The following is a 13,785-nucleotide window of genomic DNA, read 5'->3' as shown; positions in this document are numbered from 1 at the left end:
CGGCGGCTCGGCGCCGTACGGGGACGGGCGGCCCGGCCGGGCCGCCACGGAGTGTGCCGTGGGCGCGGTATCGCCACCGCACAAGGAAAAGGACCTGGCCGTGCCGGTTCCCTGCACGATCCACGTGTGACGTCGGTCACGTTTGTGGCGGCCGTGGCTGTCGTACTCCGCTCGTCACCGCGTTACAAGGCGTGAGGCGCGCGGCCGGGGGCCGCGCACCCGAACCGATGAGGCACGGCAGACGAGGGGTGCAGCGCATGCGGACGGGAAGTACGACGGAGTGCTCGTTCGACGAGTTCGTGACGGCCCGTCGGCCGGCGCTTCTGGGGTACGCGGACACGCTGGCGGGCGGCGACCGTCACGCGGCCGAGGATCTGGTGCAGGAGGCACTCGTCAAGCTGTGGCTGGTCTGGCCGCGGATCGCGAACGGAGCACCCGAGGCATACGCCCGGCGGATACTGACGCGTGCGGCCGCACGAGCGGCCCGACGACGCTGGCAGGGCGAACGGCCCACGGAGAGGCTGCCGGAGCCCACCGTCACGGCCGACTCCGCGGGCCTGGTGGAAGACCGTCTCCGGCTGGGCGCCGTCCTGGCCCAGTTGCCCCCGCAGCAGCGGACAGCGGTAGTGCTGCGCCACTATTGTGATCTACCGGAAAGACAGGTCGCCGAAGATCTGAACTGCGCCCAGGGGACCGTCTCCTCGCTCGCCTCACGAGGCGTGGCGATGCTGCGGTCCCTGATCGCCCGCCCCGAGGCGGGCCTGCCGGCGTGAGCGGTGAGGTGACCGGCACCCTCTCCGTCCGCCGAGCGGAGATGCCCGGGGCGGGCGGACCGGGGCTCGGGACGGTGCGGCAGCCACGAGGCGCTTGGGGAATCCGTCCCGAGAAGCCCGGACGCGAGGGTGAAGGGGCGTCGGTGAAAGGCTCGTCGTCGGACTTCGAGCAGTTCGTCACGGCACGCGGCCCGCGGCTGCTGCGCGCGGCGTGGCTGCTGACGGGCGATGCCCACCTGGCGGAGGACCTGGTGCAAACGGTACTGGCCAAGCTGTGGCCCACATGGCACCGGATCGCCGAGGGCAACCCGGAGGCCTATGCCCGCAAGGCTCTGGTCACCACCTTCTCGTCCTGGTGGCGGCGGCGCTGGCGCGGCGAGGTTCCGCACGGGGAGCTACCCGAGTCCGCCACCGAGGACGTGTTCGCGGGGATCGATCTCCAGCATTCGCTCGCCGTCGCGGTGCGGTCCTTGCCGCCCCGGCAGCGCGCGGTGGTCGTCCTGCGCTACTTCGAGGACTTGAGCATCGAGGAGACCGCCGAGACGCTCGGTTGCCGGCCCGGCACGGTCAAGAGCCAGTCCCTCAAGGCTCTGCGCGCGTTGCGTGGCATGCCGGCCTTGCACACTCATCTCGAGGACGGGGAGCACGGTGCGCGACGCTGACGAACAGCAAGCGGGGGAGCGGCAGTTGCGAGAGCTGCTGGAACGAACCGTGCCGGTCCTGCCGGCGCCTGCGGACCGCATGCGCCAGGTCCACAAACGGGTGAGGACGCGCAGTCGACGACGCAGAGCACTGGCGGCGACGGTGGTGAGCGCTGCGGCGGTCGCCCTGTTTCACAGCCCTCTCGTCCAGCCGCTCCAAAGTCAGGTCGCCGCGCCGCCCTCGGAGCACCGGATCGCTCTCGCGGGCGGGGCGCTCCGTCTCGATGTGCCCGACGGCTGGTACGCGCGTGAGCAAGCGGGCCCGCCGGACACCGAGGGCGTCCTGGTCGCCAACAGGCCCGTGACGGCGACGCCGTCGTGCCTCGGCACGCCGGCCAGGGACGGCTACCCCTGCGCGTCCCTGCCTCGTCTCGCCGAGGGAGAGGCAGTGATCTCCTTCAGCCGCTCGGAGGAGCGGGACCGGGGGATCGTCGACACGGACACGGAAGTCGAACCCAGCCCGTATCCCGCGCCCGGCGAGCGTTGTCGTGCGCTCGGAGGGGACCAGGAGTGGGCACGCCCGGCTTTGGTTTCCTTCCGGCCCGGCGTCGGTGAGACGGTGTTCCCCTTCAGCGTCCGTGTCTGCCTCAACGGCGCCTCGGCCACCACGCTTACCGAGGTCAGAGAGATAGTCATCGGTGCGTCCTATGACGACGCCGCCACGTCGGCACCCGGCTCGGAGGGGGGCGAGGACGGCTGGGACCGGAGCGGTTACGACAGGTAGGCAGACGCGGCCGACTCGACGGCCGCCTCGCGGCGCGCACCGGACACCGGTGGGCGCCGCGACATCCGCGGGCCATGCCCACACCGGCGACCTGAGCCCCTGGCAGTCACCTGACCGCCCGGACAGGCCTCAGGGGACGCGTGGAACACCGAGCCGGACCGCAGGGGGAAACCGGGTCCGGCTCTCTCCGATGCGGGGTGTCAACGCACCTCGACGAAGACGGGGTTGGAGTAGAACCACAGGTCGTCCCAGGGGCTCTCCAGGCCGTCGGCGAGCGGCTCGGCCTCGTCGGTGCTGGTGCCGCGGACCCGGACGTAGAGGTCCGTCCCGACGTCGCGCAGCGTGTACCTGATGACCTGGTCGTGTCCCTGCCGACGCCAGTCGCTTGGGCCGAACCGTGCCACCACCTTCGTGGTGGGGTTGGTGTCGGAGTCGAGGTCGGAGCCCGGGCCCGTGACCTGTCCGACGATCAGGTCGACGCGGCGGACCTCCGGGTGGTCCCCGTTGGCGTTGCGTCCCTTGAGCGGCCGGAACCTGATCTCGATGTCCACCTGGTCGCGGTCACGGCGGTCGAGGACGAGCGTCTCGCTCGTGGCCGCACTGCGGTGCCGGCCGGCGACGGTGAGGTCGAGTCCGGTGATCAGGTCCCCGGTGCCCACCCAGATCCGGCCGTTGCGGAGCCCGTCCATGATGTCGGCGTAGTCCTGCCGGGCGTACACATGGGTCTTGCTGTACTCGCCGGGCCAGAAGTCGGAACCGCCCCGCGTCCAGTGCACGTGCGAGTCCGACGTCGCGGTGATCCACCAGCGGCGCCCCTCGCCCAGCAGCGCGTCCCACAGACCGCCCACCCGCGCGGTCATCTGGTCGAAGCCGCCGTACGTGGGGTGGTTGCCGTAGCCGCCGCGGGCACGGTCGACGAGCGGGCCGGCCTGGTGCCCCGGCGACCCTTCGAAGCCCACGTAGACGTCCGGCGCCACGTTGTTGCCGTTGCGGAACTCGCGCGGTGTGTCCTGTCCGTAGACACCGAGACCGGTGGCCGAGCGGGACGCGTGATGGGCAATGACCAGCGGCTTGTTCCGCATGTCCTTCGCGGTCTTCAGGAACTCGACCATCTTGGCCTCGGTGTTGCGGCCGGGGTCGGTGGGGAACGCGTCGTACTTGGCGAAGCGGTTCTCCAGCTCGAACAGCTGCTGGGCCTCGTCCGCGTGGTGCGGGATCATCAGCGTGTGGTGGTCCAGAGCCGGGGCGTCGAACTCCATGCCCCAGAACTGCAGGACCTCGGGCACCAGCACGCGCGAGCGCAGCAGGTCCGGATAGGCCAGCTCCAGGTTCACCTTCGAGTGTGTGGGACCGCCGTGGTCGGTGCACATGGCCCAGCTGAGGCCGAAGTGCTTGGCCATGATCGCGTTCGTGACGATCGGGTACACCGCGTCCGCGCCCTTGTGGAAGGTGGGCGGGGTGGTGGAGGTGTCGAACTCGCCGCTGTACTCGGAGTGCACGTGGTGGTCCCCGGCGCGCCAGGCCCTCCTGCGGGAGCCGCCGCCTCGTGCAGGGCCGCCCTCCGCGGCGGCCGCGGTCGTGGCCGCCGCCAGCGGGCTCGCGGCGACGAACGTCGCCCCCACACCGGCGTACTTGACCAGCTGACGTCTGGAGACGGCCGAGGAGGCCTCGTCCTGGATGGTGTTGTGCTTCACCGGAAGTCCTTCGTTCAAGTGTGCGATCATGCTGGGTGCGCTCGATTCTCGAGCCGCCCGCTGAACTCGGCGTGAACGGAGCCCGCCGGACCGGGAGAACAAAGCGTCGGTTGCCGGAGCCCGGCGAGGGGCGGGGCGGCGACGCCGCCGGCGCACCGGCCCATGGCCGGACTGCTCCGGTTCCTCGGCGCATACCGAAGCCGGAACCTGCTCCGGTTCAATGTTCCGTCCGCGAGTGGGGCGGCACCGATGTGCGTGCATATCCGCCCGCCGGGCAGCGGCCGGTGTCCCCTGGCGGTCGGTACCGAGAGCGTCGGCCTGCCCGACCCGCTCGCGGTGCCGGGTACTCAGGAGATCGCCCGGGCGGCCGCACCGGACAGGCCGTGGCCGGCGGGACGCCCTGCCGGCGGGGTTCCGGGCCGACCGCATCGGCAGCCTCCGCCGAGGGGCTCAGCCGGCGAGGGTGAGGAAATCTTCGACGGGCAGGGGCCGTCCGACGATCCGGGTGTCGCCCATCCAGCCGTGGAACCCCTGTCCGAACCTCTCGTCGAATTGGGTGGCGCCCAGGACGAAGGGCTTGCCGAGGGTGGCGATGCCGGTCGACGCCTGCGCCGGGTTGCGGGCGATCTCCGACCCGTCGACGTACATCACCGTGCGGCGGCCGTCGTTGACGACGGCGATGTGCATCCAGCGTCCGGCCGGCACGGAGTGGCTCCATGACGTGGGGTCGGCGTCCTGCCGGTGCGGGTACACGACGAACTGAAGGAACCGCTGTAAGGGTCCGGAGGATGCCGGCCGGGCGCGGGACGACATGCTCCAGGGTGAGGGCCGCCGCCCGGATGACCGCCGACCAGGCAGGAGGCCTCGCCTCCGCACGTGAGCGGTCCCGGGAGCACCCGCAGACCCCGGTCCACACCGTCTGGCGCGACAGTCGGGCAAGCATTTGCCCGTAAGTCTTCGGATCCGTCTGCGTGGCGTTCTTCCCCGGCGACCACGGGGGATGCGAGGGGACGCGCGATCCGGCTGCGCGTCCCGAGGCGGAAGCGAGGCGCCCGGCCGGCTGGAGAGCCGGCCGGGCGCTTCCGGCCCCGGGGCGACCCGGGGGGCAGCCGGTCAGGGGGTGTTGTAGCCGAGGGTGTAGGTGCCGTTGCCGCTGTAGGCGTGGATGCGGTAGCGGTAGTAGCCCGCGCTTCCTGTGTAGGTGAGGGTCTCGTCGGCCTGGGGTGTGGTTCCGCCTGCGACGGTGGTCCAGCTCGAGCCGCTCCACTTCTGCAGGTAGAGGTCGTAGTCGGAGTTGTCGGGTCCGTCGAGGCAGGCCTCGTGGGTGCCGGTGACGGTGGTGCGGAAGTAGGCGCCGTCCGGCTGGTAGGCACTGGAACCGGTCGTCAGAGAGCCGGTCCTGACGGTCTCGGCGTCCTCGCACTTGCCCGGAGCGGTGCCGTTGACGGTCAGCATGTAGGTGGCGGTACGGGTGGTGTGCTCGCCGGTGGCGGTCACGGTGACCGGGTAGGTGCCGGGCGGAGTGCCGGCGGTGGTGGTGACGGTCAGAGTGCTGCTCTCACCCGTGGTCAGGGTCTCGGGCTCGAAGGCCGCGGTGGCCCCGGCGGGCAGACCGGCCGCGGTCAAGGTCGCCTGTTGCGGCTCACCCGCGGTGGTCGCGGTCCTGACGGTGGCTGTGGTCCGGCCACCGGGATCGGTGGAACCGGCCGAAGGCTCCGCCACCACGGAGAAGTCGTGCGCCGGAGCGTCGGCGCAGTACTTGTCCTGTTTCCCGATCGCCCGGTAGGGGCAGTCCGCGTACTCGGCGAGGGTGAGCACCGACTCCTTGTTGCGGGCGGTCTGCTCGGGGATGACCTCGTCCGGGGGGTAGAACCCCGGGTAGGCGGAGGCCGGGTACATCTCGAAGACGTACGACCAGATGCCCTGGTCGCCCCACATCCAGTCGATGGAGTCACCGTCGGTGATGTACAGGTCGCTGCTCTGCTGCGGCGTGTACCCGTTGGTGGCGGCCATCTGCTGCCCGATGGTGCGGAAGGTGGCCTCCTGGTCGGCGCTCAGTCCGGTGTCGGTGTCGGAGTAGGTGTAGCCGAAGGGCCACAGGATGAGTTCCGAGTACGAATGGATGTCGATATGGGCCTTGATCTGCTGTTCGCCGCCGACCCGCCGGGACAGGACGAAGTCGCGCAGGACCCGGGTCTCGGTGGCCGAGAAGGGGGCGGAGCCCCGGTAGGTGTCGCTGGAGGGGGAACCGCTGGATCCGTTGCAGCACCCCCACTTGTAGCCGAAGTTCCGGTTCAGGTCCGTGCCCACGCTCGACGTGCCGGCGTTGGGCTGCCGGTTCTTGCGCCACGACCGGTAGGAGCCCGTGGCGTGGTCGTACTCGCTGCCGTCGGGGTTCAGCATCGGGATGATCCAGATCTCCCGTGAGTCGACCACGTTCGTCACCCGTGTGTCGCTGCCGTGCCGCGAGGTGAACAGGTCGGCCAGGTAGAGGGCCTGTTCGGTGGTGAGGTGTTCCCTGGCGTGGATGTTCGCGTTGAACAGCACCTCGGGTTCGTCCTCGTCGGTGCCGACGTTGTCGGAGATCTTCAGAGCGACGATGTCGCGGCCCTCGTGGGACTTGCCGACCACCGACTTCTGCGCGAGGCCCGGGTACGCGTCGACGATACGGTCGAGCTCGGCCACCGTCTCCGCGTAGTCGTGGTATCCGGCGTCGGCCGGCGGGAAACCCGCCGCCGCCCCGTCGGTCGCCCTGTCCGACGGAGCCGGTGGCACGCGCTCGACGGTGAACCCCAGGCGGCGGATGCTCCGGACCTCGGCGCCGGTCGCGGTGACGTAGATCGTTCCGTGTTCGACGAAGTCGACCGCCGCGCCGGTGGCGGCGATCCTGGTCCGGTCCGCACGCGTCTTGGCCCCCGAGACACGGTACTGGACCGACTGTTCCTGGGCGGCTGCCGCGGGGTCCGGTGCGGGACCGGCGGCCGCCGAGCCGACGGGACCGACGAGGGCGGTCGCCCCCAGGACGAGGGTGGACAGTAGTGCGATGCGCCATCGCATCGGTTCCTCCTGCGAAGTGGGGTGGATGAGGAGAGCGGGCGGGGCCGTGCCCCCACGAGAACCGGGACGGCCCCGCCCGCATGGGGTGAGCACCCGTCAGAGGTCGCTCACCTGGCCGGCGTGCTCACGTGGATCGGGCCGGCCGGCCGTGGCGTGCCGGGGAGGCAGCTGCGGCACACCGCCCACGGCAGCTCGGAACAGGCCGGGAGTCGGGCACTCAGGGGGTGTTGTAGCCGAGGGTGTAGGTGCCGTTGCCGCTGTAGGCGTGGATGCGGTAGCGGTAGTAGCCCGCGCTTCCTGTGTAGGTGAGGGTCTCGTCGGCCTGGGGTGTGGTTCCGCCTGCGACGGTGGTCCAGCTCGAGCCGCTCCACTTCTGCAGGTAGAGGTCGTAGTCGGAGTTGTCGGGTCCGTCGAGGCAGGCCTCGTGGGTGCCGGTGACGGTGGTGCGGAAGTAGGCGCCGTCCGGCTGGTAGGCACTGGAACCGGTCGTCAGAGAGCCGGTCCTGACGGTCTCGGCGTCCTCGCACTTGCCCGGAGTGGTGCCGTTGACGGTCAGCGTGAAGACCGCGGTACGGGTGACGTCCCCGTTGGTGCTGGTGGCGGAGACGGTGACCGGGTAGGTGCCGGGGAGCGTGTCGGCCGTGGTGGCGAGGGTGAGAGCGGAGGACTCACCCGCCGCCACCGTCTCCGGGGCGAACGTCGCGGTCGCCCCGGCCGGAAGGCCGGTCGCCTTGAGGGCGATCTTCCCCGGGTCACCCTTCACGAGGGAGGTGGCCAGCGTGGCCTTCACCGATCCACCCGGATCGGTGGTTCCGGCCTTCGGCGAGAGCGACACGGAGAAGTCGTCCTCTGCCGGTGCCTCGTTGCCTACGTGCAGCAGCTTGTTCGGTGAGCCGGATACAGGGTCGGTCACGACTCCGTCCGTCGCGTCGGTGACCATCGCGTCACGCACCTGCTGCGGCGTGTACGACGGGTTGGCGGCCGTCACCAGCGCGGCCACCCCCGCCGCGTGCGGCGCCGCCATGGAGGTACCGCTGTTGCTCTTCGTCGCGGTGTCGCTCGTGTGCCAGGCGGAGGTGATGTCCACACCGGGCGCGAACAGGTCCAGGCACGTGCCGTAGTTGGAGAAGTAGGCGCGCCTGTCGGTGCGGTCCGTGGCGCCCACGGTGATGGCCTCCGGCGTACTGGCCGGTGATGTACTGCAGGCGTCGGTGTCCTCGTTGCCCGCTGCCACCACGAAGGTCACGCCGTCCGCGACCGCCGCGGCGACGGCGTCGTTGACCGACCGCATCGTGGCACCGCCGATGCTCATGTTCGCTACGGCCGGCTCGCCCGGGTCGTGGTCGGAGGCGACCCAGTCGATGCCCGCGATGACATCGCTCCAGGCCCCTGACCCGCTGCAGTTCATGATGCGCACACCGACGACGGTGGCGTTCTTGGCGATGCCATGGGCCGTTCCGGCGACCGTCCCGGCCACATGTGTGCCGTGTCCGTGGCAGTCGCTGGGATCGTTGTCGTCGTCGACGATGTCTCTGCCGGGTACGACTCTGCCCCCGAAGTCCGTGTGGCTGGCCCGCACCCCGGTGTCGAGGATGTACGCCCGCACTCCGTCACCGGAGTTGGGGTACGTGTACGAGTCGTCCAGCGGAAGGGCACGCTGGTCGACGCGGTCCAGGCCCCAGGACGGCGTCGGGGACTGTGTGCCGGAGATGCTCGCCCTGCGGTCCCGCTCCACGTAGGCGACCGCCGGATCGGCGGCCAGGCGGCGGGCCTCCGTCTCCGACATCCGCACGCTGAACCCGCGCAGGGCGGTGCGGTAGGTGTTCGTCACCGTGCCGCCGTATTCGGTGGCCAGGCGCAGCGCACGGTCCACGGTGCCCGAGGCTGTGACTGCGCCGTCGCGGAAGACGGCGACGTAGGAGCCCGATATCGCGGTCGGGCCGGCGGTACCGGTGATCCGTCCTGTCGGCGCCGCCGGTTCCGGGGAGACGGCTGCGCCGGCCGGTGTCGGTGCGAGCACCAGTAAGGCCGCGAGCGCGGTGACGGCGCCGTACCGGCGGCGTCTGGAGGATTCGGACATGGAGGGCTTCCTTTCTGACGTTCTGATGACGCCGGGCTGCGTCCTCCTGATGCGGAGGGTGGCCCCGGCCATGGGTGAGGGGGATTGAGGTGAGGCCGATTCAGGGGGTGTTGTAACCGAGGGTGTAGGTGCCGTTTCCGGAGTAGGCGTGGATGCGGTAGCGGTAGTAGCCGGGGGTGTCGGTGTGGGTGAGGGTCTCGTCGGCCTGGGGTGTGGTTCCGCCTGCGACGGTGGTCCAGCTCGAGCCGTTCCACTTCTGCAGGTAGAGGTCGTAGTCGGTGTTGTCGGGTCCGTCGAGGCAGGCCTCGTGGGTGCCGGTGACCGTGGTGCGGAAGTAGGACCCGTTCGGTTGGTAGGCGCTCGCACCGCTGGTCAAGGTGCCGGTCTTGACGGTCTCCGCGTCCGCGCAGGCGTCGGGTGTGCCGCCGTTGACGGTGAGCGTGTAGGTGGTGCTGCGGGTGGTGTGCGACCCGGTGGCGGTGAGGGTGATCGGGTAGGTGCCGGGCGGGGTCGCGGCCGTGGTGGCGACGGTGAGGGTGCTGTTCTGGCCGGTGGTGACGGTGTCCGGGCTGAACACCGCGGTGGTGCCGGTGGGCAGGCCGGTGGCGGTCAGCCCGGCCTGCTGGGGATCACCTGCGGTGGTCGTGGTCCTGACCGTGGCGGTGGTCCGGCCGCCCGGGTCGGTGGACCCCGCCCGCGGGTCCGCCTCGACGGAGAAGTCCCGCGCCGGGGCGTCGCCCTCACCGGCCAGTTCCCAGACCGTGTGCGCGATGGCGTTGGTGGCGATGCCCATGGCCCGTGGGCCGACGTTGTCCATGGTGTCGCACGCGGAGTGGTAGCACGGGTCGTCGGAGGATCCGATGCCGCCGACCGGAACGTCGTGGCGGGTGAAGGAGGAGTGGTCGGAACTTCCGTCCCATCTGATGTCGTACGTTCCGATGTCCCGGCCGGCGAAGTACTCCTTGAAGACCGTGCTCACGGCCGGCGTGTGGCTGTAGACACCCCACCTCGTGGTGTTCTTCTGGCCGACCATGTCGAAGTTGAGATAGATGTCGATCTTGTCGCGTTCGGCCGCGCTCAGTCCGTCGGCGTAGTGGCGGGAGCCGATCAGGCCCAGTTCCTCCGCACCCCACCAGCCGAATCGCAGCCGCTTGTCGGGCCGCAGACCGGCCCGGGACACCGCGAGTGCGGTCTCCAGGACGGCTGCTGAGCCCGAGCCGTTGTCGTTGATCCCGGGACCGGCCGTCACCCCGTCCAGATGGGCGCCGGCGAACACCACGTCGTCCGGGTCGCCGTGCGGCCATTCCGCGACGACGTTCCAGCCGGTGGCCCCGCGGTAGGTGAAGGACTGGAGCGAGGTGGTGAACCCGGCCGCGTCGAGCTTCTCCTTGACGCAGTCGGCGGAGGCCTTGAAACCGGGCCGGCCGTGGGCGCGGTTGCCGCCGTTGGCGTCGGCGATCCGCTGAAAGGCACTCAGGTGCTCCATGATGTTCTCGGCCGGGATCTCCGGAGCCTGGCTGTTCGCCCCCGCGGCCGTCGTGCCGGGCGGAGTGCGGGTGTGCGGTGCGGTCGATGGCGCGTCGGTGCCCGCGAGGGCGGTACCGGAGGCGGCGGTCAGGGTGCCCAGCGCCAGGACCAGGGTGCCGGCCAGTGCGACGAGGCGTTGTCTCATGGAGGATGCCCTTTCGAAGAAGGTGTTGGGGGAGGGCGCTGTTCGTCGGTTGCCTGTCATGGACTGTCGTAGCCCAGGCTGTAGTCGCCGCCGCCCGACCGTGCCTGGATCCGGTAGCGGTAGTAGCCGGCCTGACCGGAGTGGGTGAGTGTCGTGTCCGCTCCCGTGGCCTCGGCCACCACCGTCCACGACCGGCCGCTCCACCTCTGCAGGGCGAGGGCGAGATCCGTGTCGTCGGGTCTGTCCAGGCAGGCCCGGTGTGTGCCGGAGACGGTTGTGCGGAAGAAGCCGCCGTCCGGTTGGTACTGGGTGGAGCCGGCGGGAAGGGTGCCGGTGCGGATGGTCTCGTGCCGTGGGCAGGGGGCCGGTGCCGACTGCCGGACCGTCAGGTCGAATGTGGTGGTGCGGCTGCCGGCCGAGCCGGTGCCGGTCACGGTGATCCGGTGGGTCCCCGCGGGCGTGCTCTTCGCGGTGGACACCGTCAGTACGGACGAGTTGCCCGAGACGACCGACGGAGGGTTGAACACCGCCGTGACGCCGACCGGGAGGCCGGACGCTGCGAGGCCGACGGTCTGCGGGTCTCCCGCCGTCGTGTGCGTGATGACAGTGCTGCTCGCCGTGCCGCCCGCATCGGTCTCGGCCGTCCCCGGCACCACGTCCAGGGAAAAGGAGTCCGCCGGCTCCCCGCAGGTGCCGGGGCGGCCGGGCTCGGCAGCCTGTGCGGGCACCGACACGGCGTCCCAGGCGGCCCTGACCGTGTCGAAACGGGCGCAGTCACCGGGGTACAGCTGCGTCACGGCGTTCAGGGTCGCCACTCGGGCGTCGGCGTACTCCCAGAAGGACGTCTTCTGCAGCAGCGCGGTCATCCATATCCGGCCCGCGGTGCGGATACCCAGGCCCGTCACGCTGTCCGGTCCACCGGCGCAGATGGGGCTGGACGGCTTGTCGCCACCGGGGTCTGATCCCTCGGCGACCAGGTAGAACCAGTGGTTGGCGGGTCCCGCGGCGTCGTGCACCTCGGTGTCGGGAATCTGTGGCGACCAGCAGTTCGGCTCGTCACGGGGCCCCGCCGAGGGGTCGTACATCACGCGCTCCGGGCCGCGTCCCAGGGCGTCCGCCTCCTCCGCGTACACGTAGTCCGGCTCGTCGGAGGGGTGGTTCGCGTAGTGCTCGGTGAGAGCGCCGAAGATGTCGCCCGTGGCCTCGTTCAACGCGTACGTCTCCGTGTAGCCGTCGAAGCCTCCCGGGGTGTACTGGAAGACGGAATGTCCGAATTCGTGTGCCACGACATCGAGTTCGGTGAGCTGCCGCTGACTGTCCTTGGTGTGGCCGATGTTGACTGTGTGGCCGTTCCAGTAGGCGTTGACCGCGTTCAGGCCCACGAACAGGGGGAAAGCGCCACCGGCGCCGTCGAATCCGTCCCGTTCGAGCCAGTCGCGGAGCATGTTCCACTCCTGCTGCGCCGCGTAGTAGGCGTCCGCGCAGGCGGTCTCGAGGTCGGTGCCGCTCCCGTTCCCCCAGGAGTCGTCCGGACCCGTGACGGCGCCGTTGCCCTGGATACCGCAGAACAGGCCGCGACGGTCGGGATCGGACATCGCGTATCCGGAGCTCGTACGGCGGGTGTCGATCACCGTGTCGTCGTAGTAGTAGCCGTTGCCGCTGCCGTCGAGCACCTCGTCCCATGTCACGGGTATGGCACCGGAGCGGGCGTCCACGATCACGTGCAGCCGGCTCGGTCTGCCGTTGCGGGAAGTGCCGGTCAGCACCACCTCGTAGGCCAGACGCTGTTCCGTTCCCGGGGCGAACACCACCAGACGGGTCTCGCTGACGCTGCCGGCATCCGGCATGCGCGTATGGGCGGCGGCCGCCGCCCGGCGGGGTGTGAGGTACGGAGTGACGTCGACGTCGATGGGTGGCCTGCCGTGCAGGGGGGTGCCCATCAGGTTGCCGGAGGCGTCGGTAACGGCCACGAAGTCGCCGCCCACCACGGGTAATTCCCGATAGGTCCGCTGGTAGGCGTGGTAGGTCAGCCCACGCGGACCCGCGGTGGTGCCGACGCGGATCAGCCTCTCACCGTCCCGTCCGGCTGCCAGATGCGTGAGCATCTCGCCGCTCCGGCCGCCGGGCGCTGTCTGCGCCGCGTACGGTGCCGGGCCCGGCATGATTGCTATGAGCATGACAATTACGCCAAGCAGTCCCAGTCTTCGCATGAGCCCGTCCTTGTCCGCAGACCGACGTCCGGCCGCAGGGCCGAACCGACGCTGGGCGGAAACGTGCCAGCCCCCGGTGTCAGTGGCAACGGTTCCCGTGCGAGGAGGCACATAACGGCAAAGGGGGCCCCGGCAGCCACCGTGAGGTGTGGGTCCCCATGGAGGGCGCCCCACCTGATCAGGTCATGGCCTGGTGCGGCCTGATGATGATGTGGTCTGCCATCCGGCCGGGCGCCGAGGGCCAGGGTCAGCGGAACGGCGGCTGCGGGCCGAGCCCTTGACGCGGGGGAAGGCTGCCTCCGGCTGACGGTGAGAGCGGCCCTCGGAGCCTTCGGGCAGGGAGCCCCGTTGATCGCATGTCCGATCGGTCACATCGGACAGGGCATGGAGACACATCGAGCCGCGTTGGCTGGCTGCCGTCATCGCACACACCCCGATCGCAAGCAGCGTGGCCAGTCGGCATCGGACACCCGGATCACGCGGGTCGGGCACCCGCGCAAGCGCCTGGAGCGGCCCATCCGCCGGCACTTCCCTGACCACACCGGTGAACAAGCGGGGTGACGTAACCGGGGCACGGACATGAGGGAAGAGGGAGCGACGAGCACGGCAGCCTTGCTGATCTGGAAGCGGCCGGCGGCCACCGGTTGAACGGGCTGTCGCCTGGCTCGTCCACCGGGGCAACCGGCGCCCGCGTTACCGCGGCACCCGCCCGAACAACACCTGGCTCCACACCCACAACCGGGCCACCGCCCTCAATCTCCGCCGCCTGATCAACCTGGGCCTCACCCACACCCACAACACCTGGCACCCCGGCATGACCACCGAATGACCGGAGGGGCTGCCCGGCCTCCGGCCGGACAGCCCCTCACCGAGA

The 13,785-nt window shown here is 70.5% G+C and carries 8 protein-coding genes and 2 pseudogenes; 4 read left to right on the top strand and 6 right to left on the bottom strand.

Features of this window, described 5'->3' with window-relative positions:
• Positions 1-257 precede the first annotated feature (257 nt).
• The 3 genes from BU52_RS22265 (at position 258) to BU52_RS22255 (ending at position 2,198) form a co-directional block, all read left to right on the top strand.
• The gene (locus BU52_RS22265) at positions 258-773 is read left to right on the top strand and encodes a SigE family RNA polymerase sigma factor (protein WP_037937147.1); all 516 of its coding nucleotides are present in this window, start codon (positions 258-260) and stop codon (positions 771-773) included.
• A 143-nt stretch (positions 774-916) separates the two neighbouring features.
• A complete protein-coding gene (locus BU52_RS22260; protein ID WP_037937145.1) occupies positions 917-1,435 on the top strand; it encodes a SigE family RNA polymerase sigma factor in 519 nt (172 codons plus the stop codon).
• Positions 1,422-2,198, top strand: a complete 777-nt coding sequence (locus BU52_RS22255; RefSeq protein WP_037937142.1) for a hypothetical protein — start codon at positions 1,422-1,424, stop codon at positions 2,196-2,198. Before BU52_RS22260 ends, BU52_RS22255 begins: the two co-directional genes overlap by 14 nt.
• Positions 2,199-2,398: 200 nt before the next feature.
• Here the strand turns inward: BU52_RS22255 and BU52_RS22250 are convergent, their stop codons facing one another.
• The 6 genes and pseudogenes from BU52_RS22250 to BU52_RS22225 all read right to left on the bottom strand — a co-directional run bounded on the left by BU52_RS22250 (position 2,399) and on the right by BU52_RS22225 (position 12,878).
• A complete protein-coding gene (locus tag BU52_RS22250) occupies positions 2,399-3,892 on the bottom strand; it encodes a CehA/McbA family metallohydrolase domain-containing protein (RefSeq protein ID WP_037937140.1) in 1,494 nt (497 codons plus the stop codon).
• 450 nt (positions 3,893-4,342) lie between these two features.
• Positions 4,343-4,705 (bottom strand): LamG-like jellyroll fold domain-containing protein, encoded by a 363-nt coding sequence (locus tag BU52_RS22245; protein ID WP_268747623.1) that lies wholly within the window; start codon positions 4,703-4,705, stop codon positions 4,343-4,345.
• Between the two features lie 936 nt (positions 4,706-5,641).
• A pseudogene (locus tag BU52_RS22240) lies at positions 5,642-6,949 on the bottom strand (M14 family metallopeptidase); the annotation flags it as partial.
• Between the two features lie 217 nt (positions 6,950-7,166).
• On the bottom strand, positions 7,167-9,029 hold the full coding sequence (locus BU52_RS22235) for a S8 family peptidase (protein ID WP_063830023.1): 1,863 nt from the start codon (positions 9,027-9,029) through the stop codon (positions 7,167-7,169).
• Positions 9,030-9,129: 100 nt separating this feature from the next.
• Entirely contained in the window at positions 9,130-10,701 is a 1,572-nt protein-coding gene (locus BU52_RS34930) for a M20/M25/M40 family metallo-hydrolase (RefSeq protein WP_063830022.1), read from the bottom strand.
• A gap of 56 nt (positions 10,702-10,757) precedes the next feature.
• The gene (locus BU52_RS22225) at positions 10,758-12,878 is read right to left on the bottom strand and encodes a M4 family metallopeptidase (protein WP_167343533.1); all 2,121 of its coding nucleotides are present in this window, start codon (positions 12,876-12,878) and stop codon (positions 10,758-10,760) included.
• A gap of 667 nt (positions 12,879-13,545) precedes the next feature.
• Between BU52_RS22225 and BU52_RS36460 the strand changes: the two are divergent.
• Positions 13,546-13,740: pseudogene (locus BU52_RS36460) on the top strand (hypothetical protein); the annotation flags it as partial.
• Positions 13,741-13,785: the final 45 nt, after the last annotated feature.

It is taken from the genome of Streptomyces toyocaensis (assembly GCF_000725125.1).
Classification (GTDB): domain Bacteria; phylum Actinomycetota; class Actinomycetes; order Streptomycetales; family Streptomycetaceae; genus Streptomyces; species Streptomyces toyocaensis.
Note: the sequence above shows the minus strand (reverse complement) of the source record. Positions and strands in the feature narration are given on the sequence as shown.